Annotated in this window: 15 protein-coding genes; 3 read left to right on the plus strand and 12 right to left on the minus strand. The window is 69.6% G+C overall.

What is annotated here, in order from left to right:
* Position 1: 1 nt before the first annotated feature.
* Positions 2-10,129, plus strand: coding sequence for a filamentous hemagglutinin N-terminal domain-containing protein (locus tag C693_RS21840; protein ID WP_017462861.1), 10,128 nt, complete (start codon positions 2-4; stop codon positions 10,127-10,129).
* Entirely contained in the window at positions 10,119-11,231 is a 1,113-nt protein-coding gene (locus C693_RS0113720; protein ID WP_157798633.1) for a hypothetical protein, read from the plus strand. The genes C693_RS21840 and C693_RS0113720 overlap by 11 nt, the downstream gene beginning before the upstream one ends.
* Before the next feature lie 27 nt (positions 11,232-11,258).
* Here the strand turns inward: C693_RS0113720 and tssA are convergent, their stop codons facing one another.
* The 8 genes from tssA to C693_RS0113760 all read right to left on the minus strand — a co-directional run bounded on the left by tssA (position 11,259) and on the right by C693_RS0113760 (position 18,300).
* Complete coding sequence (tssA, locus tag C693_RS0113725) at positions 11,259-12,305, minus strand: type VI secretion system protein TssA (protein ID WP_017462863.1); 1,047 nt, start codon at positions 12,303-12,305, stop codon at positions 11,259-11,261.
* A 91-nt stretch (positions 12,306-12,396) separates the two neighbouring features.
* A complete protein-coding gene (locus C693_RS0113730; RefSeq protein WP_017462864.1) occupies positions 12,397-14,520 on the minus strand; it encodes an FUSC family protein in 2,124 nt (707 codons plus the stop codon).
* A 103-nt stretch (positions 14,521-14,623) separates the two neighbouring features.
* Positions 14,624-15,187, minus strand: a complete 564-nt coding sequence (efpL, locus tag C693_RS0113735; RefSeq protein WP_017462865.1) for an elongation factor P-like protein EfpL — start codon at positions 15,185-15,187, stop codon at positions 14,624-14,626.
* A gap of 112 nt (positions 15,188-15,299) precedes the next feature.
* Positions 15,300-16,067: an SDR family oxidoreductase gene (locus tag C693_RS0113740; RefSeq protein ID WP_017462866.1), complete on the minus strand. Its 768-nt coding sequence runs from the start codon at positions 16,065-16,067 to the stop codon at positions 15,300-15,302.
* Positions 16,068-16,156: 89 nt separating this feature from the next.
* Entirely contained in the window at positions 16,157-16,729 is a 573-nt protein-coding gene (locus tag C693_RS0113745) for a GNAT family N-acetyltransferase (protein WP_017462867.1), read from the minus strand.
* Complete coding sequence (locus tag C693_RS0113750) at positions 16,726-17,202, minus strand: GNAT family N-acetyltransferase (protein ID WP_017462868.1); 477 nt, start codon at positions 17,200-17,202, stop codon at positions 16,726-16,728. The genes C693_RS0113745 and C693_RS0113750 overlap by 4 nt, the downstream gene beginning before the upstream one ends.
* Positions 17,199-17,798 (minus strand): YdeI/OmpD-associated family protein, encoded by a 600-nt coding sequence (locus tag C693_RS0113755; protein ID WP_017462869.1) that lies wholly within the window; start codon positions 17,796-17,798, stop codon positions 17,199-17,201. The genes C693_RS0113750 and C693_RS0113755 overlap by 4 nt, the downstream gene beginning before the upstream one ends.
* Before the next feature lie 13 nt (positions 17,799-17,811).
* Positions 17,812-18,300 carry a GNAT family N-acetyltransferase gene (locus C693_RS0113760; protein WP_017462870.1) on the minus strand — a complete coding sequence of 163 codons (489 nt, stop codon included), beginning with the start codon at positions 18,298-18,300 and terminating at the stop codon, positions 17,812-17,814.
* 187 nt (positions 18,301-18,487) lie between these two features.
* Here C693_RS0113760 and C693_RS0113765 point away from each other — a divergent pair, with 187 nt between their 5' ends.
* Positions 18,488-18,973 carry an NUDIX hydrolase gene (locus C693_RS0113765; protein WP_017462871.1) on the plus strand — a complete coding sequence of 162 codons (486 nt, stop codon included), beginning with the start codon at positions 18,488-18,490 and terminating at the stop codon, positions 18,971-18,973.
* Between the two features lie 4 nt (positions 18,974-18,977).
* Here C693_RS0113765 and C693_RS0113770 read toward each other — a convergent pair whose 3' ends face one another.
* From C693_RS0113770 to C693_RS0113785, 4 genes are all read right to left on the minus strand, one after another.
* Entirely contained in the window at positions 18,978-20,279 is a 1,302-nt protein-coding gene (locus C693_RS0113770; RefSeq protein WP_017462872.1) for a metal-dependent hydrolase family protein, read from the minus strand.
* 93 nt (positions 20,280-20,372) lie between these two features.
* On the minus strand, positions 20,373-21,272 hold the full coding sequence (locus tag C693_RS0113775) for a hydroxymethylglutaryl-CoA lyase (protein WP_017462873.1): 900 nt from the start codon (positions 21,270-21,272) through the stop codon (positions 20,373-20,375).
* A gap of 123 nt (positions 21,273-21,395) precedes the next feature.
* Positions 21,396-23,396, minus strand: coding sequence for an acetyl/propionyl/methylcrotonyl-CoA carboxylase subunit alpha (locus C693_RS0113780; protein ID WP_017462874.1), 2,001 nt, complete (start codon positions 23,394-23,396; stop codon positions 21,396-21,398).
* 183 nt (positions 23,397-23,579) lie between these two features.
* Entirely contained in the window at positions 23,580-24,371 is a 792-nt protein-coding gene (locus C693_RS0113785; protein ID WP_017462875.1) for an enoyl-CoA hydratase/isomerase family protein, read from the minus strand.
* Positions 24,372-24,481 lie beyond the last annotated feature (110 nt).

The following is a 24,481-nucleotide window of genomic DNA, read 5'->3' on the forward strand; positions in this document are numbered from 1 at the left end:
CATGCATAACCACACTGAGTATCCGCATCGTCCGTCACGCTGCCGCAACGGCTCGGTGGCGACCCGTCCCCGCCGCAAGCTGCTGCCGACTTGCCTGTCCATGGCACTGGCCGCCGGTGTGCTGGTGGCGCCAGGCGTTCGCGCCGGCAGCGTGGCGCCCGGTGCGAATGCCGGGACGGTCTCGGTCACCGCGTTGACCTCGCCCACCGGTGGCACCGTGGTGGGCGGTACCGGCTCGATCACCCAGAGCGGCGGCACCACGGTGATCAACCAGCTGTCGAACAAGCTGGCGCTGGACTGGCAGACCTTCAACGTGGGCAAGGACGCCACGGTGCTGTTCAAGCAGCCGTCGTTCACCGCGGTGGCGCTGAACCGCATCCTCGACCAGAACCCCAGCCAGATCTTCGGCCGCATCAATTCGAACGGCCAGGTGTTCCTGATCAACACCCACGGCATCATCTTCGGCACCAGCGCGCAGGTGAACGTCGGTGGCCTGGTGGCCAGCACGCTGGACCTCACGCCCAGCGACTTCCTGGCCAACCACTTCAACCTCGACGCGCACGGCGGCAGCGCCGGCGTGGTCAATCACGGCACCATCGCCGCGGCCAGCGGCGGCTCGGTGAGCCTGCTCGGCGGCAGCGTGGCGAACGACGGCCTGATCCTGGCCAACTACGGCAACATCAACCTCGATGGCGCCGATCGCGCGGTGCTGGATTTCGACGGCAACGGACTGATCACGGTCGAGGTCACCGGTGCGCTGAAGCGTCGCCTGGACGACCGTGCCGCGGTGTCCAACAGCGGAACCCTCGAGGCCGACGGTGGCACCGTGGTGCTGCAGGCCTCGGCCGCGAAGGATCTGTTCACCGATGCGGTGAACAACTCCGGAGTGATCACCGCCGGCGGCATCAGCACCGATGGCGGCACGGTGCGGCTGGTCGCCGCCGGCGGCAACGCGATCAACAGCGGCAGCATCAACGTGTCCGGCGTGCATGGCGGCACCGCGCAGGTGTTGTCGGACGCGAACGTCGCGGTGACTGGCAGCATCGACGCTGCAGGCGCGCGCGGTGGTGGCGACATCCGCATCGGCAGTGATGCCGCAGGAGGTGCGACCGCTCAGGGCGTCACGCTCGGTGCCAGTGCCTTGTTGAACGCCGATGCGACATCGCAGGGTCGTGGCGGCTCCATCGTCGTGCTCGGCAAGCAGTCGACCCAGGTGGACGGACGCCTGAGTGCGCGAGGGGGCGCGCAAGGCGGGAACGGCGGTTTCATCGAGACGTCGGCCGATCACGTGCGGGTAGAACATGGTACGCAGGTGGATACATCGGCGCCGTTCGGACAGACCGGCGACTGGCTGATCGATCCGTTCGACTTCACGATCGACGCCGCCGGTTCGGATGGCCTCACTGGCTCGGACGTGGGCACACTCCTGCAGTCGAGCAACCTCACCATCCACTCCTCCGATAGCGGCAGCCCCGGCACCGGCAATATCAATGTCAACGACGCGATCAGCTGGAGCGCGAACACGCTCACGCTGACCGCGGCGAACAATGTCAACATCAACGCGTCCATGTCGGCCACTGGAAGCGCCGGCCTGGTGCTGAACCCGGCCACGGCCAACGGCGGTGACGCCGCCGTAGGGACCGGCGCAAACATCATCTCCGGCACCGGTTCGCTGTCGCTGGCCGGCACCGGTGCGATGACGCTCAATGGCGGGCTGGTCGACAACGGCTCGCTGAATATTTCCGGCTTGACTGCGGGGCTCAGCATGCCCCGGCTCACCGGCTCGGGCACGGTCAACTTAGGCAGCCATACGCTGACGCTGTCCAATGCCGCAGGCACGTTCTCCGGTGTCGTCAGCGGCACCGGCGGTCTCACCCTGACCGGTGGCTCGCAGACATTCTCGGGTGCGAACACCTATACCGGTGCGACGTCGATCAATGCCGGCACGCTCGCGCTGAGCGGCAGCGGCAGCGTGGCCGCATCGAGCGGCGTGACCGCCAACGGCACGCTGGATATTTCGGGGACGAGCAGCGGTGCCTCGATCAAGAGCCTGTCCGGCAATGGCACCGTGACGCTAGGCACGCAGGGGCTGACGCTGTCCAATGCCGCGGGCACGTTCTCCGGTGTCATCGGCGGCACCGGCGGTCTCACCCTGGCTGGCGGCGCGCAGACGCTCTCGGGCACGAACACGTACACGGGCGGAACGACGATCAGCGGCGGCACCCTGGCGGTATCGAGCGACGGGAATCTCGGTGGCGCCGGCGCCGGCCTGACCCTCGATGGCGGCACGCTGGAGAGTACGGCAACCCTCGTCCTCAACCGGGCCATTACCCTGGGAGCTGGCGGCGGCACGCTGCAGACCGACAGCGGCACCAACGTCACCGTGGGCCAGGCGGTTTCCGGTAGCGGCAGCTTCAGCCAGACCGGCCCAGGCACGCTCACGTTGGGTGCCAACGTCACCACCGGCGGCAGTCAGACCTACAACGGCGCCGTGACCCTGGGCGCGAACGTGACTTTGTCCAGTACGGGCAGTGGCGACATTCACTTCCTCTCGACCCTGGACGGCCCGCAGCAGCTGACCGTCACGACCGGCGGCGCGCTGACGCTGGATGGTGCAGTGGGAGGGTCCCAGGCACTCAGTGGCCTGAGTACGACGAGTGGCTCGCTGAGCATCGGCAGCATCGACGTCACCGGCAACCTTTCGCTGACGACGACGGCGGGTGGGATCGGGCAAAGCGGAGCGTTCATCGTTGGCGGTACCTCGTCCTTCGATGCAGGTGCCAACGCGATCTCATTGATCGATTCGGGCAACGACTTCAGCGGTGCGGTCAGCCTCACCGGCGGCACCACGCAGTTGTCCGACCAGACGGATCTGACCCTGGGTACGCTGACCACCGGGGACCTGACGGTAAGCAGCGGCGGAGCGCTGACACTGGGTAGCGGCACGGTTGGCGGCAAGCTGGATGCCACCGCCACTACGTCGATCACCGCCAACGGTGCACTTTCTGGCCTGAGCGATGCGGCATTCACCACGCCAAGCCTTTCCGGCAGTGGCAGCATCTCCGGCACGGGCGCGATCAGCGGCCTGGGCAACACCTCGTTCAATCTGACGGGCATGACCACCGGCACGCTTGGTGGGATCACCTTCAGCGGATTCACCGCAGCCGACACCACGCATGTCTCCGGAGCGGCGGGCTTCGATGACGGCAACCGGAGCAGCGGCGGCATGACCTTCGCTCTTGCCACCCATGTGTCCGGTACGGGCGCGATCTCCGACGTCACCGGCAGTTTCGCCGATGACGCGCTGACCTCGTCAGCGAGCGGCATCGTCTATGCGGGCTTCGGATCGGTTGCTGGCAGTGGCGGTGCGGTGACTGGTGTGGCTGGAAACTTTGACCTCAGCACACAGGTCTCGTCGTCTTCGGGCCTTGATTACAGCGGATTCAATCTCGGTACGGTGGCTGGCAACGGTGGGGGGACGATCACCGGGTCGGGCCAGACGTACACACTGGACAACACGATCGCCGACAAGGGCAGCAACGGCGGAATCAGCTGGACGGGCTTCGGCAATATCGACGACAGCAGCGGTACGGTGGTATTCGGCACCGGCGGCAGCGTCAGCGGGAATATCACGGCGCAGACGCTGGACTACAGCAGCCGTGCCGGCGTGGTGAGCTTCGATCTGTCCAACGGCGCAGGCAGCACCACCGGTATCGGCGGTACCTGGAGCGGTGTCACCTCGGTGGCCGGCAACGGCAGCAGTGCGACGATCGCCGGTGCGGGCCAGAACTACACACTGGACGATGCCATCGCCAACAAGGGCACCAACGGCGCCGTCGCCTGGACCGGGTTCGGCAACATCCAGGACCCCACCGGCAGCGTGATCTTCGGTATCGGCGGCAGCGTCAGCGGCAACGTCACGGCCAAAGCTCTGGACTACAGCAGCTACGGCAGCGCGGTGAACTTCGACCTGTCCGCCGGCAGCGGCACGACGACGGGCATCGGCGGCAGCTGGAGCGGAGTGACCGCGGTCACCGGCAGTGGCGTGGGCGACACCATCGCCGGCAACAACCAGACCTACACGCTGACCGGCGCCAATGCCGGCAACAACGGCACGGTGAGCTGGACCTCGTTCGAGAACATCGCCGACAGCGGCACCGGCACGCTCCAGGCGAGTGGCGCGACCTTCAACCTCAGCGGCAGCAACTCGGGCACGGTGACCACCCTGTTGCCCGGAGGCTTCAGCGGTATCGGCAATCTCGACGACGCCACCGGCAGCGTGGTCTTCGGTGCGGGCGGCAGCCTTGGCGGCAACGTCACGGCCAAAGCTCTGGACTACAGCAGCTACGGCAGCGCGGTGAACTTCGACCTGGCCGCCGGCAGCGGCACGACGACGGGCATCGGCGGCAGCTGGAGCGGAGTGACCGCGGTCACCGGCAGCGGCGTCGGCGACACCATCGCCGGCAGCAACCAGACCTACACGCTGACCGGCGCCAATGCCGGCAACAACGGCACGGTGAGCTGGACCTCGTTCGAGAACATCGCCGACAGCGGCACCGGCACGCTCCAGGCGAGTGGCGCGACCTTCAACCTCAGCGGCAGCAACTCGGGCACGGTGACCACCCTGTTGCCCGGAGGCTTCAGCGGTATCGGCAATCTCGACGACGCCACCGGCAGCGTGGTCTTCGGTGCGGGCGGCAGCCTTGGCGGCAGCGTCACGGCCAGGACGCTGGACTACAGCAGCTACGGCAGCGCGGTGAACTTCGACCTGTCCGCCGGCAACGGTACGACCACCGGCATCGGCGGCAGCTGGAGCGGAGTCACCGCGGTGGTCGGCAGCGCCCAGGGAGACACGCTGGTCGGTAGCAGCCAGACCTACACGCTGACCGGCGCCAATGCCGGCAACAACGGCACGGTGAGCTGGACCTCGTTCGAGAACATCGACGACGCCACCGGCACCCTCGGCTTTTCCGCCGGCGGCAGCCTGGGTGGCAATGCCACGGTCCAGACGCTGGACTACAGCAGCTACGGCAGCGCGGTGAACTTCGACCTGTCCGCCGGCAGCGGCACGACGACGGGCATCGGCGGCACCTGGAGCGGAGTGACCGCGGTCACCGGCAGCAGCGTGGGCGACACCATCGCCGGCAACAACCAGACCTACACGCTGACCGGCGCCAATGCCGGCAACAACGGCACGGTGAGCTGGACCTCGTTCGAGAACATCGCCGACAGCGGCACCGGCACGCTGCGGGCCGCCGATCAGACCTGGGCTCTGACCGGGCACAACCAGGGCACGGTGACCGATCTGTCCGGGGCATTCAGCGGTATCGGCAACCTGATCGACACCGGCACCGGCTCGTTCCTGATGCACTCGGGGGCCGACGGCGACATTTCCGGCAATCTGGATGCAGGCTCCGGCGGCAGCATCGACTACACCGGCTACACGACGCCGGTGAACGTCAACCTGTCCGGCGTCGGCACCACCGGCGTCGGTGGCACGGTCAGCGGCATCGCCTCGATCACGGCCAGCAGCGATCTCGGGGTCAGCGGAACCACCGCCAGTTCGCTGGGTATCACCACGACCGGCGCCGGCACCACCACCACGCTCGGTGCGCTCTCGACCGGTGCGAATCTGACCATCAACGCCAGCGGTGCGGTACTGCAGAGTGGTGCGTTGACGGTCAGCGGCACCACCACGGTGAGCGCGGGCGGCAACGCGATCACGCTGACCGACAGCGGCAACGACTTCCAGAGCACGGTGAACCTCACCGGCGGCACGACGCAGATCACCGACCAGAACGCGCTGACCCTTGGCACGCTGGCCACCGGCGCGCTTACGGCGACCAGTCATGGCGCGCTGAACCTCGGGCACGGCAGCGTTGGCGGCAACCTGGTCGCGACCAGCAACAACGGCACGATCACCGAAGGCAGCGGCGGCGTGCAGGTGACGGGCACCAGCAACCTGCAGGCAGGCACCGGTGCGATCACCCTGACCGACGGCAGCAACCACTTCACCGGCGCGGTGACGGCCGCGGGGCAGGGCGTGTCGCTGGTGGATGCGGGCAACCTCACGGTGGCCTCGCTGAACAGCGGCACCAACGGCACGGTGAACCTCACCGCAGGCGGCTCGCTTACGCTGCCGGCGCTGGGCATCGATACGGGTACGGCGGATCTGACGCTGGCGGCGAACGGCGGCGCACTGGTGATGCCGGGGGCATTGAGCGGTGCGAACGTGACGCTGAGCGGTCGCGACGGCATCACCCTGGGCAGCAACCTGACCAGCGCAGGTACGGTGACACTGACCAGCAGCAGCGGCGCGATCAGCCAGACCGGCGGCGTGCTCACCGCCGGCACCCTCGCCGGCAGCTCGGCCGGCGCGACCACGCTGGGCAGCGCCAATCTGGTCACTGCGCTGGGCAGTTTCAGCGCAGCCGGCTTCAGCCTGAACAATGCGCAGGCGCTGACCGTCAACGGGGCGGTGGACGGCGGCGGCAGCACCACGATCGACAGCACCGGCAACCTGGTCCTGGCCAGCAACGTCAGCGGCACGACCATGACATTGAATGCCGGCGGCACGATCGACCAGGCCGGCGGCATCGTCACGGCCACCACGCTGAACCTCGGCTCGGTCGGTGGCGCCAGCCTCACCGGCAGCAACCTGGTCACCAGCCTGGGCACGGTGACCAACACCGGCAGCGGCGGGTTGTCCTTCACCGATGCCAGCGATCTGAACCTGGCCGGTGCGGTCGACGTCGGCAGCGCCAGCGGCAACGACGTGGTGCTGACGATCACCGGCAACCTGACCCAGTCCGGCGGCAGCGTGATCACCGCCGACCAGTTCGGTGGCAGCAGCAGCGGCAATACCTCGCTCGGTGGAAGCAACCGGTTGAACACGCTGGGCAGCTTCGCCGCGGCGAACCTGGCGCTGACCAATGCGCAGGCGCTGGCCGTGAATGGCCCGCTGACCGTGCCGGGCACGCTCAGCCTCACCACGACGGCCGGCGGACTCAGCCTCGCCACAGACCTGTCGGCAACGACGGTGAGCCTGACCTCGGCCGCAGCACTGAGCCTGGCCAACAACATCGATGCGACCACCTTGTCGCTGACCTCCACTGGTGCGATCGGCCAGAGTGCAGGTGCACTGACGGTCAGCGGCACCACCACGGTGAACGCGGGCGGCAACGCGATCACGCTGACCGACAGCGGCAACGATTTCGGCGGCACAGTGAACCTCACCGGCGGCACGACGCAGATCACCGACCAGAACGCGCTGACCCTGGGCACGCTGGCCACCGGCGCGCTTACGGCGACCAGTCATGGCGCGCTGAACCTCGGGCACGGCAGCGTTGGCGGCAACCTGGTCGCGACCAGCAACAACGGCACGATCACCGAAGGCAGCGGCGGCGTGCAGGTGACGGGCACCAGCAACCTGCAGGCAGGCACCGGTGCGATCACCCTGACCGACGGCAGCAACCACTTCACCGGCGCGGTGACGGCCGCGGGGCAGGGCGTGTCGCTGGTGGATGCGGGCAACCTCACGGTGGCCTCGCTGAACAGCGGCACCAACGGCACGGTGAATCTCACCGCAGGCGGTGCACTGGTGATGCCGGGGGCATTGAGTGGTGCGAACGTGACGCTGAGCGGTCGCGACGGCATCACCCTGGGCAGCGACCTGACCAGCGCAGGTACGGTGACGCTGACCAGCAGCAGCGGCGCGATCAGCCAGACCGGCGGCGTGCTCACCGCCGGCACCCTCACCGGCAGCTCGGCCGGCGACACCACGCTGGGCAAGGCCAACCATGTCGGCACCCTGGGTGCCTTCAGTGCCGCGGACTTCACGCTCACCAATGCGCAGGCACTGACCGTGGGGAGCAACCTGGTGGTCGGTGGAGGCACCGGCGCGATCGCGCTGACCACCACCAGCGGCGCCCTCACCATCCAACACGATCTCAACGGCGGCAGCCTCTCGCTGAAATCGGCGGGCAATCTCTCGCTGGCGGGCAATCTGGTCGGCAGCTCGGTCGCACTGGTATCGGCTGGCGACATCACCCAGAGCGCCGGGGTCATCCAGGCCGGCACCCTCACCGGGCAGGCCGGCGGCAGCGCGACGCTGGCCAGGGCCAACAAGATCGGCACGCTGGGCAACTTCGGCGCGACCAACGGGCTGAGCATCAGCAATGCCCAGGCATTGACCGTCGGCGGTACGGTGAACGGCGGCAGCTCGACCACCCTCGCCACCACTTCCGGCAGCCTTGCCACCAGCGGGAGCATCGGCGGCACCGCGATCTCGCTGGCCGGTCATGGTGGGCTGGCGATCAACGGCGCGGTGAACGCCGGCACCGGCGACATCACGCTGGCGTCCGCCGCCGGCGGGATCAGCGAAGGCAGCGCGGGCGTGCTCACCGCCGGCAGCCTCTCCGGCACATCGAGCGGCAGCACCGTGCTCGGGGGCGCCAATCAGGTCGTGACCCTGGGCAACTTCACCACGGGCGGCGATTTCAGCTTCCGTGACGCTCGCACGCTGACCGTGAACAGTCCGCTCGATGTCCACGGTGGCAGCGGCAACCTCAGCCTGACGGCGAGCGGGGCCAGCTCGGACCTGATCCTCGGTACCGCACTGGCCGGCGGCACGGTCACGCTCGGTGCCGGACGCAACATCACCTCGGCGTCGGGCATCACCGCCACGACCCTGACCGGCAGTGCGGGTGGCCAGGCCCAGCTTGGCAGCGCCAACCACGTCGGTACGCTCGGCGATTTCAGTGCCACCAGCCTCACGTTCGGCAATGCCGGCGCACTGGTGGTCGGGGGCCAGGTGAGCACCGGCAGCGGTGCGCTCGACCTGTCGACCACGGCCGGCAATCTGCGGGTGACCGGCGCGGTGGCCGGCGGCACGGTCGGGCTGGTTTCCGCCTCGGCACTGGCCATCGACGGCACCGTGTCGGCCACCACGCTGGCCCTGCAGGCGGCCGGTGCCATCACCCAGTCCGGTGGTGCGATTACCGCCAGCAGCCTGAGCGGCACGGCTGGCGGCAGTGCCGCGCTGGATGGTGCCAACCACGTCGGATCGCTGGGCAGTTTCAGTGCGGACGGTTTCCGCTTCACCAACGCCGGGGCGCTCACCGTGGCCGGTCCGATCGACGGCGGCAGCACGACGCGGCTGGCCACCACGTCCGGCGATCTGGCGATCAACGGGCGGGTCAGCGGCACCAGCACCACGCTGGTGTCGGCCGGCGCGATCAACGAGGGCAGCGGAGGCCGCATCGTGGCGGGCAGCCTTGCGGGTCAGTCGTCCGGCGCCACCACCCTCGGCGGCAGCAACAGCGTGGATACGCTGGGCAGTTTTTCCGCCGGCAGCCTGAGCTTCACCAACGGCAAGGCGCTGAGCGTGAGCGGGCCCGTCGATGGTGGTGCGCTTGCCTCGCTCACCACCACTTTCGGCGATCTCGCGGTGAACGGCCAACTGAGTGCCACCGCGGTATGGCTGCAGTCGGCCGGTGCGATCACCGAAGGCAGCGGCGGCGTGATCACCGCCGCAACGCTCAGCGGCCAGTCGGCCGGCCTCACCTCGCTGGGCACCCAGTCACAGGCCATCGGCAACCAGATCGACACGCTCGGCAACTTCTCATCCACTGCCGGCTTCAGCCTGACCAACGACAAGACGCTGACCCTGGCCTCGGTGGACAACAGTACGTTCACGGTCGATGCCGGACATGCCGAGCTGTACCTGGGGGTGACCCAGGGAGACCTGCTCGAGCAGGGGAAGACCCCGCTCTACGACGGTACCGGCACGTTCGCCTCGGCCGGCCACATGGGCTCCGGTTCGTCGCCGATCTACGTGATCGGTGATGGTGCGCAGCTGGTCGCGCACGTCGGCAATCCGCCGGCCTACTTCTATGCGGTGGACCGCCAGGGCAACATCCTGCCGCTGACCGGCGAGCTTAGCTTCAACGTGCCGACCTCGCTGTTCTTCAGCAAGGCGCAGAACGGCAACGGTCGCGGCGATGCCTACATCGACCCCAGCGTGATCTCGGCCAACTACCGATCGTTCGGCATCGTGCCCTCGGGCATCCTGCTGCCGGCGGACCAGCAGGCCTGCGATCCGGGAGTGGAGGATTGCGGTGACCAGTAGCCTCAGCCGATCGGCCTGGTGCGTGCCGCTTGCGGCAGCCTGGATGCTCGCTGCCACGTCGGCGCCGCTGCACGCGCAACTGGCCCCCAGGTTGAGCGCGCAGGTGTCGCTGGACGAGTTGTCGACCGCGACCGCCGCATTGCCGGCGGACCCGGCGCTGGCTTCCCTGCGATCGCAGCTGCAGGGCATGGCCGACAACCTGCGCCAGGACGCGGGGAAGGATGCGGACAAGCCGGCCGACCTGGTCGGCGACGCGCTGCGCGGCCGCATCGTGCGGGCACATGCCGCGGCGACCCGGGTGCGGGCCTACCTGAAGGCCGTGGCCGACTGCCAGGGCGCGGACCGCGCGGCGATGCAGGCGGCGCTGACCCAGGGCGTGAAACTGCTGGCTGCGGCCGAGGGCGGCGCCAAGGTGGTCCCCGCGGTCGAGGATGTGCAGTCGATGCCGGCGCCGGGGGCGTCGCTGTTCGCGATCCGTGCGGGCGGCGGTCCCCAGGCGTTCGCCCTGACCGGCAGCGACCTGTTCGACAGCCAGTGCCCGTCTCCGCAGGTCCGTGCGACCGACGCCGGCGGTACCGTGCTGGCCAACCAGCCGATCCTCACCGGCGCCTCGCCGGCGCGACTGGAGCTGAAGTGGGCGGATGTCGGCCAGGTGCCTGTCGGCCCCGTTGTCTTGCACGTGGTCGCTCAGCGCAAGGTGTTCCTGCTCGGCTGTAAGGCCCTGCCCGAGGCCACGGCCGTGGTCGCGGTGGTGCCGGCGACGCAGTACCGCGTCGACTACACCCTGGAGGCGATCTGCCCGGCGCCGGGCGCCGCCGACCGAGTGGTCGCACTGGGCAAGGGCACGCTGGAACTGGCCGGCGGCGGCGCGAGCGCCGCGCAGAACGTGCCGACCTCCGCGTGTGCGGAGCCGGCGGCCTATCGTCTCAGCGCATCGGTCAGCGCATCGGGCGGCACGCCGTCTCCGGCCGGGCCTTTCACCCAGTCCGCGCAGGCCTCGATCACTGCCGGGTTGCCCGGCGGGTTGACGTTGAGCTGGGATCCTTCCGTGCAGTCGGTGTTCGTCCGTGCCGGAGCGAACACCTGCAAGGGCGTGCGCTAGCGTCCCGCCGCAAGGGCGGGACGATGGTCAGAACTCGTCGGTGCCGGAGATCGTGCGCAGCTCGCTGAGGCCACCGGGGGCCAGATCCTGCAGCAGCTCCGGAAAGCTCAGCCCGACCAGTCGCTGGGCGCGACGCAGCAGGATCGGCAGCGGGCTGGCCGGCTCGTACCTGGCGTAGTACTCGCACAGTTCGTCCAGCCGGCGACGCACGTCCTCCGGGCTCTGGATGCGACCGGCCGCCACCGCCACGCCACCCGCGGCCGGCGCTGCACCCGTTTCGTCGCCGGCCACGCCCTCCTCGCCGGGAGCCGCCGTTTCGGGCGTGCGCAGGGCGACCTGCGATTCGAGGAATTTCTTCAGTTCGTAGGCATCGGTGAGCAGCGGCTTGAGGTCGGGTCCGAGCGTGCCGATGCGGTCGGTGAACAGGGTATCGATCGCCTTGCCCAGGTCGAGGATCTGCGCTGCCGCCTCCAGCGAGCCGGTGAGCTGGCCTTCGTCGCAGTCCAGGCAGCAGGCCTCGATGTCGGTCATCGACGGCAGCCCCTCGCCATTCTCGTTGCCGGGGACCTTCAGCGTGCCCTGCGCCACCCGCAGGTCGCGCAGCGAGAAGCGGCCGATCCGCGGCGAGGCGACGAACGGGGTGTTGCGCAGGTAGGCCAGTACGGCCAGCGGGTCGCCCAGCGGCACCACCGCGTTGACGCGTGCCGTGGGATCGTTGTCGTCCTCGGCGTCGAGCTGCGGGTGCACCGCTTCCCAGAAGTTCTCGAGCAGGCCGTGCACCAGGTCCAGGCCGCGGGCGAGGCCGGCCAGGCCCTCGGTGCGCAGCCAGGCGGTGGAAAGGTAGGTAGCCACGCGCAGGTCGCGGGTGCGCTCGAACAGGCTGTTGGACAAGGCGATGACCTTGTCCCACTCGGGCTCTTCGGCGGCTTTCACCGAATCGCCCATGGCGCGCTCGGCGCGCGGCGCGGCGGCGCGCTCCAGCGCCATGAAGTCGGCGTCGTATTCCAGGTCGGTGCCGCAGGGGGCGTCCTCGCCCAGGGGCGAGAGGTAGGACGTCAGCAGGTCGTCGGACATGGGCGGACTCGTCGAGGGTGGGCCATGGCGTCGTCCGGCCGGTCGGGACGGACGTCTCCCTCTGTAGTGCGCAAAAACGCTCCCGATCCGGTCAGGAGGCCCAGTCCTGCGGCAGCCGGTGTTCGTCCGGGGTCGGGCCGGGCAGCGGGTAGCGGCTGCGCTCGACCACGTGGGCCAGGGTGTTCACGTTGTCGACCAGGCGGTCGGACAGACGCTCCAGAAGCTCGGCCGTTGCGGCATCGTCGCTCAGTTCCAGCAGGGCGGCGAAGCTGCGCTGCAGGTCGCGCAGCGGCGGCAACGCCTTCACCGGGCGCTGCTCGCGCAGGCCCGCCGCGATTGCGTGCAGGGCATCGGCGACCTGGCCGACAAAGCCGGACACCTCGATGTGCTCGGGCAGGGTGGCGCGGTCGTCGATCAGCGCTTCCAGCGACATCGCGGTACGCGCCAGCCGGTTGCCGTTGGCAAACAGCGATTCGGCCAGCTCCAGCAGCGCCGCCGGCGTGCCGGGCTCGCCGCGCATGCGTTCGATCGAGGCCTGCGCATTGGTGCGAGCCATGCGCGCGGCCGTACGTGCCTCGCGGTGCGCATCGCGTTGCTCGGTCGCGGCCAGCGCGCGCAGGTAATTGGCGTAGGCGCCCAGCATCTCGGCCAACGAGGCGCGGGCGCGGGCGCGCTCCCAGGTCGGCCAGAGCACGTAGGCCAGCAGCGCCATCGCGCTGCCCAGCGCGGTGTTGATCACGCGGTCGATCACCGCATCGGCCGGACTGACGCCCTCGAACGACAGCAGGATCACCACCGTGCCGGTGAGCGCCGCCACCGCCGCCCCGTAGTGGGCGGTAGCCAGGTAGCGGAAGCCCATGCACAGCACGGCCATCAGCGCGAGGTGCGCCCATGGCTCGTCCGGGGCCAGCCACAACAGCGCGGTGGTCAGCAGCAGCCCCAGAACGGTGCCCACCACGCGCAGCAGGCCGAAGTTGAAGGTGGCGGCGAAGTCCGGGCGCAGCACGATGGCCGCGGTCATCGGCACCCAGTAGCCATGCGGCAGCTGCATGTGGCGCGCGACCGCCCAGGCCACGCCCAGGCATGCGGCGCTGCGCACGGCATGGCGGAAGGCCACCGAGTGCGGGGTGAGGTTGGCGCGCAGGGTGGCCAGCGGCGAGTGCCCGCGCAGCGCGGCCGGCAGCGGTGTCTCGGCGGCGGCCGCGCGCAGCTCGCCGCGGCTGCCGGCCCAGTGGGCATTGCGCACGGCGGCGGCCAGCTGGCCGGCCAGGGCGTGGATGTGCACGGTAAGGCCGCCGCTGGCGCGCTCGTCGTCGAGCAGGGTGCGTTCGCTGGCGCGCAGGCCCTTGAGCGACTGCTCGGCGCGCTCCGGCGCATCGCCGGTTTCCAGCGCCTCGGCAATCGCGCCCAGCACCAGGGCCGCGTCCTCGCGGAAGATCGCATGTACCGCCGGGTTGCTGCGCAGCTCGGCCATCGCGGTGAGTTCCAGGCGGATCCGCTCGGCCAGTTCCAGCAGCACCCCGAATGCCTCCATGGCACGTCCGCGGGCGTGATGGCGGCCAAGCAGGGTGGTCTGCAGCGTGGTCATCGCCTCGGTGAGGGCGGGGACGTCGGCGTCGTCATGGGCCTGCTGCCGCGCCAGTTGCGCCAGTCCGCGGTAGACCCCGGCCAGCGCCTGACGCTCGGGCCGGTAGCGCTGCAGCGGCCAGGCAGCGATCGAGAACAGACCGAGCAGCAGGCCGCCGGCGAAGATCAGCGCCGCGGCCCCCAGTGCCTCCGAGGCCTGTGCCGCCGGCGTGGCGGCGGTGACCACCAGCAGGATGATGCTGGTCATGCCGACGCGGGCGATGTCCACGCCGAACACCACCAGCAGGCCGCCGAAGAAGCCCAGCCCGGTGGTCGCGGCCAGCATTGGCCAGAACTGGCCGCCGACCAGCATGCCCAGCAGCGAGGCGAACGAGGCCGCCAGCGCCGCCATCAGCAGGCGCCACATGCGCTGCCGGTACGGCCCCGGCTGGTCGGAGAACATCGTGTTGAGCGCGCCGGCGCCCACGCCCAGGCCGATCTCGGTATGGCCGGTGGCCATGCCTGCCGCCAGCGGCAGGATCACGGCGGCGGTGTTGCGCAGCACCACCCGCAGCGGTACGTCCGGACGCCGCGTACGGGTCAGGCTGTCGATGAGTGACGCGCGAAGCGAGTAGCTGCGGACGGTCATGCCGCGTCCGGATCCGTCGGGAAGGTCAGCTCCGATTCTGCACCAGCCCCGGTCCATGCGTCGCGGTCGCGGCGAATCGCGCCGCGACCGCGTCAGCCAACGCTCAGGCGCGGCCGCCGAACTCGCCGGTGGTGGTGTTGACCCACACCTTCTCGTCGTTGGTGATGTACTCGGGCACCTGGATCTCGATACCGGTGTTGAGCTTGGCCGGCTTGGTGCGCTTGGTGGCACTGGCGCCCTTCAGCTCCGGCGCGGTGTCGACCACGGTCAGCATCACGCTGGTGGGCACCTGCAGGCCGACCGGCGCGTCGTCGATCAGCTGCACGTAGTAGCCCTCCAGCTCCTCGACGATGTAGCCGGCGTTGTCGCCGACCAGCTCGGGGCTGAGCAGGTACTGGGTGTAGTCCTCGGTGTCCATGAACACGAAGGCCTCGCCGTCCATGTAGGAGAAGGTGGCGGCGCGGCGCACCAGGTCCATCTCCTTCAGGTCGTCGTCGGCGCGCAGGCTGAGGTCGAACTTGCGACCGCCGGGGATCGAATACATGGTGAAGCGGAAGGTGACGTTGCCGCCACGCGCAGTGGGCGAGCTGCGCTCGATGTCGCGCACCTGGTAGACGGTGCCGTCGTGCTCGACCACGTTGCCTTTCTTGACGTCGGAAGCTTTCATGGGTCAGGAGTGAGTCAATAGGAGTGAGAGGTGAGAGAAGAGCAAAGGCGTGCGGAGAAGAGGGGGGCGAGCGGTTCCTCTCGCTCCTCACTCCTCTCCACTCACTCCTCGCTTATTTCGGCTGCAACCGCACCGCGCCATCCAGGCGGATGGTCTCGCCGTTGATGTAGCGGTTGGTGAGGATGAAGGCGACGGTGGCGGCGAACTCTTCCGGCTTGCCCAGGCGCGAGGGGAACGGGATCGAGGCGGACAGCGACTCCTGCACCGCCGGCGGCATGCCGTCGACCATCGGGGTCCAGAAGATGCCCGGCGCGATGGTCGCCACGCGGATGCCGAAGCGGGCCAGCTCGCGGGCCATCGGCAGGGTCATGCCGACCACGCCGCCCTTGGAGGCCGAGTACGCGGCCTGGCCGATCTGGCCCTCGTAGGCGGCCACGCTGGCGGTGTTGATGATCACGCCGCGCTCGCCGTCTTCGCCGGCCTCGTTGCCCTGCATCAGTGCCGCGGCGGCCTTGGCCACGTTGAAGCTGCCGACCAGGTTCACCATCACCGTGGTCTGGAACTGCGACAGCGCCATCGGGCCTTCCTTGCCCAGCACGCGGCCGGCGCCGAGGATGCCGGCGCAGTTCATCACCATGTTCAGGCCGCCCATCGCCTCGCGCGCGGCGGCGACGTTGGCGGCCACGCCGTCCTCGCTGGTGACGTCGGTGCGGTAGAAGCGCGCGCCGTTGCCCAATGCCTGGGCGGCCTGCTGGCCCTTGTCCTCGTTGACGTCGAACAGCGCCACCTGCGCGCCGTGCGCGACGAGGTGCTGGGCGACGGCGTGGCCGAGTCCGGAGGCGCCGCCGGTGATGACGGCCTTGACCTGATCGAGCTGCATGGAGATGTCCCGAAGCGTTGGAAAACCGCGATTTTAGCCGAGCGGCCGGGGCACCAGCCATGGGCGGCCGTCGACGGCCGCATGCCGCGTCAGCCCGTGCGGGCGATCAGGGTCCGCCAGGCCGGTAGTTCGCGCAGATCACGGAACCGGAGCACCGGCACCGGCGGATTGGCCGGCTCAGTGAGTGTTTTCTGCCATACGCCGACGTCCCACCACTGGCCCAGCTTGTAGCCGGCTTGCCGCCACACGCCGGCGGGCGCGAAGCCCATTGCCTCGTGGGCGGCGACGCTGGTCGGGCCGGGCAGGGTGATTACGCCGACGGCCTGGCAGATGCCTTGCAGGCGCAGGGCATCGAGCAGGGTGCCATAGAGCCGGCGGGCGATCCCGCGGCGTTGCGCATCGGCGCGGACGTAGATCGACGTTTCGGCGATCCAGTCGTAGGCGGCACGTTCGCGGAAACGGCTGGCATAGGCGTAGGCAAGCACCTCGCCCGCTTCTTCCCAGACCAGCCACGGATACTGCTCCAGCCGCCCGAGCACGCGCTCGCGCATGACCTCGACGCCCGGCAGCACAGTCTCGAAGGTGGCCACGCCCTCGAGCACGTGCGGGGCGTAGATGGCGTGGAAGGCGTCGGCGTCGGCGCCGGTGGCGACGCGGATCATGCCAGTGCCTTTTCCATGCAGACGCTGCGTGGGTTGGCATGGTGCTCGCCGAACGGCGGGCAGCGGCGGTAGCCGGCACGCTCGTAGAGTTCCAGCGCCTCGGCCTGCGCGGTGCCCGCCTCCAGGCGCACCAGCCGGCCGCCAAGCCGGCGGATATGGCGCTCGATCGCCTCCAGCAGCTGCTTGCCCAGGCCCAGGCCGCGGCAGGCGGGCAGCACGTACATGCGCTTGACCTCCATGTAGTCGCCCTCGTCGATGCAGGCGCCGCAGGCCACCGGTTCGCCATCCACGCGCGCGGTGAGCAGGCTCACCCCGGGACGCTGCAGCGCGGCCAGCGACACCGGCTCGATGTTGCCGGTGGGATGCAGTTCGGCGAGGTAGCCATCGCTGGGTTCGATCAGCGGGCGCAGCTCGGGCAGGCTCGGATCGTCGATGCGGAATTCCAGGCGGGGCGGCAGGGGCTCGTCGCTCACTTCATGTACTTCCAGTTGCGGTGCTTGCCCTCGGCCAGCCACTCCAGCGTGGTGGCCAGGCGCTTGCTGCGGGTGGCGTCGGTTTTCGCGTCGGCGATCCAGTCGGTGTACTCGCGCTGTGCGCTGGGGCTGAACGCGTCGAAGTGCTTCTTCGCCGCGGCATGCTTCTTCAGGGCAAGCGCGTTGGCCAGGTCATCCGGTATCGCAGGCGGCGCCTTGGCTTTGGGCGTCTTCGCCGGTGCCGCGGCTGCGCCGTCGTCGATCCGCCGCGCGGCCGCCTTCACCGCAGCGGTCAGCTCGCGCTTCGGCGGCAGGTCGCCAATCGCGGTGAGCTTGCCGTACTGGCCCATGCCGTCGGTGTCGTCCGCGCCGGCTTCGGCCCGCGCACGCCAGAAGCCGAAACTGCAGTGCTGCTTGAATGCCGCCATCATGCACAGCGGCCGTCCCCGGTATTCGAAGAACGGCATGCGCCACTTCAGCGTTTCGGTCGCCTCGGGACAGGCCGCATGCACCACGGCCCGCAGGTGTTCGAGTACCGGCCGTGCGAACGGCGCGGCGCTGGCGATGTAGTCGTCCACGCGGGAATCGGTGCTCATGGCTCGCCTCCGTCTACAGCTCCCGCAGAAAGAAGCGGTCGCAGCTGAAGTGCCCGGTGCCGCCCATCGGCTCGCACAGCGGTTTGAAGCCGCTGCGCAGGTACAGCGCCTGGGCCTGGTCCATGCCGGTGAGCGTCTCCAGGTAGCAGCGGGCGAAACCGTGGTCGCGCGCCGCGTCGAGGCAGCGCTCCATCATCGCGCTGCCGGCGCCGATGCCACGCGCCTCGGGCAGGAAGTACATCTTGCGCAGCTCGCACACGTCGGCCTCGCCGCCGTCCAGCGGGGCGATGCCGGCGCCTCCGATCACTCGGCCGTCGCGCTCCACCACGAAATAGCTGCAGCGCGGCTGCGAGTAGGCCTGGTACATCGTGTCCACTTCGGCATCGTGGATCGCGAAACCGGGGCCGTCGGCACCGAACTCGGGCATGACCGCACGGATGATGGCGGCTACCGCCGGATTGTCTTCGGGAACGATGGGGCGGATCAGGAAGCCGGAGGGCATGGCGCGCGCTGGATGGTCTTGGGGGACAAGGACGACAGTCTGCAGTAACCGCGATGTCGAGGAAAAGCCGTCTTTCGTCACAGGGGCCGGTGGCGCGCTGTCCGGTCCGAGGCGCGCGCATCCGCCACGCTTGAGGGCACGGACGGGGAAGCGCAGAGTCCGGCAGGCCAGTCCTGGAGTCCCGAGCATGAGCGCGCATGTTTCCGCTACCGGCCTGCCGATACGCTGCGGCATTGTTTCCGTCGTGGTGCTGCGCGGCACCGGCGCGGCAACACAGATGCTGCTGGCGCGACGGTCCGGCACCTGGCTCGATGGCGTTTGGAGCTACATCGCCGGCCACCTGCAGGACGGCGAGGCGGGCTGGCGGGCCGCGCGTCGGGAATTGTTCGAGGAGACCGGGCTGGTGCCGCAGTCGCTCTACGCCACCGGCTTCTGCGAGCAGTTCTACCGGGCCCGGCCGGAAGGCATCGAGATCGTACCGGCATTCGTCGCCCGCGTGGATGAGCACGCCCCGGTGCGGCTCAACTCCGAGCACTCCGCCTGGCGCTGGGTGGATCTGGACGAGGCCGCAGCCGAGCTGCCGTTCGGCAGCCAGCGCGACCTGCTGGCCCACGTGCGTCGCGAATTCGTCGAACGCACGCCATCCGCGGCGTTGCGCATCGTGCCGGACTGAATGCTCAGGGCCGCCGGTAGACCACGCCGTCCTTCATTACGAAGACCGGGTGCCGCAACGCCTGGATGTCGCGGCTGGGGTCGCCGTCGAACGCGGCCATGTCGGCGAACGCCCCCGGGGCGATGCGGCCGAACTGGCCGTCGGCGCGCAGGATGTGCGCGGCGACATCGGTGGCCGCGTGCAGCGCCTGCACCGGGGTCATGCCGTCGGCGACCATCAGCGCCGGCTCGCGCCAGTTCTCGCCGTGCGCGAACACGCCCACGTCGCTGCCATTGCCGATGGTCACGCCGACTTTCAACGCGGTGCGGAAGGCGTGTTCGGCCTCCTTCATCGCGGGCGTCGGTTCGGACTTTCCGGGCACGTAGTGCTGGAAGTATTCCGAGGTGGCTTCCACCGCGGTGAGCGTGGGCTCGTAGGCGATGCCCTTCTGCTTCATCAGGCGGAAGGTCGCCTCGCTGGTGCCGTAGCCGTGCTCGATGGTGTCCACGCCGGCTTCCACCGCATTGCGCACGCCGGCCTCGCTGGCCGCGTGCGCCGCGACCGGGCGGCCGATCTGGTGGGCGGCGGTGACGATCGCCTTGATCTCGGCGGGCGACAGCGTCGGCATCGTCTCGCCGTGGTCGCCCACGCGGTAGTCGGCATAGAGCTTGATCCAGTCCGCGCCGCGCGCGGCCTGCTCGCGCACGGCGGCGACGGCCGCATCCACGCCGGTGACCGGCTGCGCACCCTGCGGCAGATCGAGGTCGGGGCGGAAGCCGCGCGGCCCCGGACCGTAGCTGGCGGTGGCGACGATGGCGCGGGTGGCGACGAACATGCGCGGCCCGGGGATCAGGCCGTTGTCGATGGCGCGCTTGATCGACGCGTCGGCGAAGCCGGCGCCCTCGGTGCCCAGGTCGCGCAGCACGGTGAAGCCGGCCAGCAGGGTGGCCTTCGCGTGCGCCGCCGCCTCCAGCGTGCGGTAGTCCTGCGGCTCGGTGAGCACCTGGTCGTTCCACAGCGTCTCGTTGTACGGGTGCAGGAACAGGTGCGAATGCAGGTCGACCAGGCCGGGCGTGAGCGTGGTGCCGGGCAGGGCGATGCGCTCGGCATCGGCGGGGGCCTTGATCGCGTCGGCCGGGCCGACCGCGGCGACCTTGCCGTCGTGCACCAGCACGGCCCAGCCGGCGTGCGCGGCATCGCCGTCAGCGGTCCATACACGGTCGGGCAGCAGCACGGTGTCTTTCGCCGGCGAGGCGGCACGGGCCAGTGGTGCGGCGAGCAGCAGGGCGGCGCAGGCCGCCGACAGGATCCGCGGAAGGTGGCGCATCGGACGTTCCCCCTGAGGTATTCGGACGGATGCCGGTCGCACGGGCGCCCGGCGGCATCGCACGTCGATTCTAGCGACCCGTTTCCGCCGGAGTCAGGCTGCGGTGCGGGCGCGGGTCACCCGGCTGGCGGTTTCCTTGTGCAGCTGGGCGGCGAGCCAGGCGCCGGTGGCGACGAGCAGATCGAGATCCACGCCGGTGTGCATGCCCATGCCGTGCAGCATGTAGACCACGTCCTCGCTGGCCACGTTGCCGGTGGCGCCCTTCGCGTACGGGCAGCCGCCGGTGCCGGAAACGGCGCTATCGACCACGCGCACGCCTTCCTCCAGGCAGGCCAGGATGTTGGCCAGCGCCTGGCCATAGGTGTCGTGGAAATGCACCGCCAGTGCGGTCATCGGCACTTCGGCGGCAACCGCACGCAGCATCGCGCGTGCCTTCGCCGGCGTGCCGACGCCGATGGTGTCGCCGAGCGACACCTCGTAGCAGCCCGCCGCGTGCAGACGCTGGGCTACGCGCACCACATCGGCCACCGGCACCTCGCCCTGGTAGGGGCAGCCGAGCACGGTGGAGACGTAGCCGCGCACCTTCACGCCGTCAGCCTGCGCGCGTTCCAGCACGGGCAGGAAGCGCTCGATCGATTCGTCGATCGAGGCGTTGATGTTCTTGCGGTTGAACGCCTCGCTGGCGGCGGAGAACACCGCTACCTCGGTGGCGCCCACGGCGCGGGCGCGCTCGTAGCCCTGCAGGTTCGGCACCAGCACCGGGTAGCTCACGCCGGGCACCTTGCGGATGCCGGCGAACACCTCGGCCGCGTCGGCCAGCTGCGGCACCCATTTCGGGCTGACGAAGCTGGTCGCCTCGATGGTGGTCAGGCCGGTGGAGGACAGCCGGTCGATCAGCGCGATCTTCACGTCGGCCGGCAGCAGGGTCTTTTCGTTCTGCAGGCCGTCGCGGGCGCCGACTTCGACGATGCGGACGTGGTTGGATGCGGTCATGATGTTCTCCGTGGCAGCCCCGGTTCGTTGTAGGAGCCCCCTCGCGGGCGATGCCTGTGGCTTCGATGTGCATCAGGAGCAAGAGCATCGCCCGCGAGCGGGCCCCTACAGGGATGGCTGAGTTCACTCGGTGGCGAAGCGCACCAGCACGGCGTCGGCCTCGACGAAGTCGCCTTGGCTCGCACCGATGCTCTCGATGGTGCCGGCGCGGGGTGCTTTCAGAGCGAGTTCCATCTTCATCGCCTCCATCACCAGCAACTCCTGCCCCTCGGCGACTTCGTCGCCGACGGCGGCCTTCACCAGCACGATGCGGCCGGGCATTGGCGCAACCAGCTTGTTGCCGCCGGCCGCGTCACGGCTTTCCCAGGCATAGGCGGCCGCGCGGGCGAGATGATGGCGTTGGCCGTCGACGTCGTGCAGCAGCACACGCGCCGCATCCGCACGCACAGCCAGGCGCAGTGCGTCGCCATCGAAGCGGGCACCGAGGATCTCGCCGTCGTGGCGGGCGCCGCTCACTTCGCAGCGGTCCTCGCCGTGGCGCATGCGGTAGTGCCCGGCGTGGCCGTAGGCCTCCACCTCGTAACGGCGGCCGCGGTGCTCCAGTGCGACCAGTCGGCGACCTTCGTGACCGATGCGCCAGGCATCGGCCTGCGCCCACGGCGAGTGCGGATCGCTGCTCCCGCGCACGCCCGCCATCGCCGCGCACTCGTCGTGCAGCAGGGCGGCGGTGGCGGCGGCGAACAGCACGTAGTCGGGCGGGGCGACGTCGCCGGCGAGGAATTCATCCAGATGACGGTCGAGGTAGCCGGTGTCGATGCGGCCCTCGACCACCGCCGGATGGCGCGCCAGCCGCTCGAGGAAGGCGATGTTGGACTTCGGTCCGGCGATCTCGCATGCGGCCAGCGCCTCGCGCAGGCGCAGCAGGGCGCGCGGGCGATCGGAGTCGAACACGATCAGCTTGGCGATCATCGGGTCGTAGAAGATGGTGACCGTGTCGCCCTCGATCACGCCGCCGTCCAGCCGCACATGCGCAGACGGTGCCGGCAGGCGCAGGCGCTGCAGCCGGCCCGAGCCGGGCAGGAAGTTCTGCTCCGGGTCCTCGGCGTACAGGCGCACCTCGATGGCGTGGCCGTGCGCGTGGATCTGCGCCTGCGCCAGCGGCAGCGGTTCGCCTGCGGCCACGCGCAGCTGCCACTCCACCAGGTCCAGCCCCAGGGTCAGCTCGGTGACCGGGTGCTCGACCTGCAGGCGGGTGTTCATCTCCATGAAGAAGAACTCGCCGTCCGGCGCGACGATGAATTCCACCGTGCCGGCACCGACGTAGTTCACGGCCTTCGCCGCGGCCACCGCGGCCTCGCCCATCGCCGCGCGGCGCCTGTCGTCTAGGAAGGGCGAGGGCGTTTCCTCCAGCACCTTCTGGTAACGGCGCTGCGCCGAGCACTCGCGCTCATTGAGATGGATCACGTTGCCCTGGCTGTCGCCGAACACCTGGAACTCGATGTGCCGCGGATGCTCGACGTAGCGCTCGAGGATCACCCGCGCGTCACCGAACGAGGACTGCGCCTCGCGCTGGGCCGAGGCCAGCGCGTCGGCGAATTCCGCCTCCTTGCGCACGATGCGCATGCCCTTGCCGCCGCCGCCGGCCGCGGCCTTGATCATCAGCGGGAAGCCGGTCTTCGCGGCCTGCTCGGCGAGGAAGGCGCCATCCTGATTGTCGCCGTGGTAGCCCGGCACCAGCGGCACGCCGTGGCTTTCCATCAGCGCCTTGGCCGCGGCCTTGGAGCCCATTGCGTCGATGCTCTCCGGGCGCGGGCCGATGAAGGCGATGCCCGCCTCGGTGCAGGCGCGGGCGAAACCGGTGTTTTCCGAGAGGAAGCCGTAGCCGGGATGGATCGCCTGGGCGCCGGCCTTCTTCGCCACCGCGATGATCGTTTCGCCGCGCAGGTAGGAGTCGGCCGGACGCGGGCCACCGATCGGCCACGCCTCGTCGGCCAGGCGTACATGCTGGGCGTCGGCATCGGCCTCGGAATACACCGCGATGGTGCGGATGCCGAGCCGGCGGCAAGTGCGGATCACGCGGCAGGCGATCTCGCCGCGGTTGGCAATCAAAACGCGCTCGAACATGCGAAGTCCCTAAGCTGGCGTGCGCCGTGATGCAAAGCCTGAAACGGTAGCAGAACGGCGGTTTTGAGCCGATGCGCAGCGCAGCACAGAGGGACTCTGGCCAGGTTGTCGCGGAGAGCTCACCTTCCCTCGCCGGGACGACGAGCGGGAAGATTCCCGCGCGGCGGAGCGTGCGGGACGCGCTCAGCCTACGACCCAGGCCGGCGCGCGCTTGGCCAGAAACGCCCCAAGCCCTTCCTGCCCCTCGGCCGACACCCGCAGCCGCGCGATCAACGCCGCGTTCTCTTCGTCGATCTGCTCGGCACCGGCTTCATCCAGCCCAGCCATGCCCAGCGCCAGCGTCTTGGCCTCGGCCTGTGCCTGCGGGCCGGCCTTGGCGAGGAAGCCGAGCATGCGCTGCACGGCGTCGTCGAGCTGCTCGCGCGGCACCACCTCGTGCAGCAGGCCGATGCGCTGCGCGGCCGCCGCATCGAAGAACTCGCCGGTGAGAAACAGCCTGCGCGCCTGGCGCAGGCCGATCGCGGCGATCACGTAGGGCGAGATCACCGCCGGCACCAGGCCGAGTTTCACTTCGGTGAGGCCGAACTTCGCGCCCTCGACGCCGATCGCGATGTCGCAGCAGGCGATCAGCCCCACGCCGCCGCCGAAGGCCGCGCCGTTGACCCGGGCGATGGTCGGCTTGGGGCAGAACTGCAGCCGGCGCATCAGCCGCGCCAGGCGCGACGAATCGTCGCGGTTCTCCTGCTCGCTGGCCCGGGCCATGGACCGCATCCAGTTCAGATCGGCGCCGGCGGAGAAGCTCTCGCCCTCGCCGGTGAGTACCACGGCGCGCACGCTTTCGTCGCGGCCGGCATCGTCGATGGCGGCCGTCAGCTCCGCGATCAGCGCGTCGTCGAAGGCGTTGTGCACCTCCGGGCGGTTGAGCGCGATGCGGCGCACGCGGTCCTGGTCGGTGATCGAGAGGCGGCTCGTCATGGTGGGGCTCCCCGGCAAAGACCGCCGATGATAAACGCCGGCAAACGCGGCGGTCGGCTTGAATGCGGACAGAAAGGGAACGATATACAATGCGAACCATTCCCATTTAG

Source organism: Dyella ginsengisoli LA-4 (assembly GCF_000334915.1).
Lineage (GTDB): Bacteria > Pseudomonadota > Gammaproteobacteria > Xanthomonadales > Rhodanobacteraceae > Dyella_A > Dyella_A ginsengisoli_A.

Coding starts and splice junctions, on each gene's coding strand:
- C693_RS0113775 (WP_017462873.1), bottom strand. CDS start 21,272: ATGACCGCATCCAACCACGTCCGCATCGTCGAAGTCGGCGCCCGCGAC.
- C693_RS0113770 (WP_017462872.1), bottom strand. CDS start 20,279: ATGCGCCACCTTCCGCGGATCCTGTCGGCGGCCTGCGCCGCCCTGCTG.
- C693_RS0113780 (WP_017462874.1), bottom strand. CDS start 23,396: ATGTTCGAGCGCGTTTTGATTGCCAACCGCGGCGAGATCGCCTGCCGC.
- C693_RS21840 (WP_017462861.1), top strand. CDS start 2: ATGCATAACCACACTGAGTATCCGCATCGTCCGTCACGCTGCCGCAAC.
- tssA (WP_017462863.1), bottom strand. CDS start 12,305: ATGTCCGACGACCTGCTGACGTCCTACCTCTCGCCCCTGGGCGAGGAC.
- C693_RS0113785 (WP_017462875.1), bottom strand. CDS start 24,371: ATGACGAGCCGCCTCTCGATCACCGACCAGGACCGCGTGCGCCGCATC.
- C693_RS0113755 (WP_017462869.1), bottom strand. CDS start 17,798: ATGAGCACCGATTCCCGCGTGGACGACTACATCGCCAGCGCCGCGCCG.
- C693_RS0113745 (WP_017462867.1), bottom strand. CDS start 16,729: ATGATCCGCGTCGCCACCGGCGCCGACGCCGACGCCTTCCACGCCATC.
- C693_RS0113740 (WP_017462866.1), bottom strand. CDS start 16,067: ATGCAGCTCGATCAGGTCAAGGCCGTCATCACCGGCGGCGCCTCCGGA.
- C693_RS0113760 (WP_017462870.1), bottom strand. CDS start 18,300: ATGCCCTCCGGCTTCCTGATCCGCCCCATCGTTCCCGAAGACAATCCG.
- C693_RS0113730 (WP_017462864.1), bottom strand. CDS start 14,520: ATGACCGTCCGCAGCTACTCGCTTCGCGCGTCACTCATCGACAGCCTG.
- C693_RS0113765 (WP_017462871.1), top strand. CDS start 18,488: ATGAGCGCGCATGTTTCCGCTACCGGCCTGCCGATACGCTGCGGCATT.
- efpL (WP_017462865.1), bottom strand. CDS start 15,187: ATGAAAGCTTCCGACGTCAAGAAAGGCAACGTGGTCGAGCACGACGGC.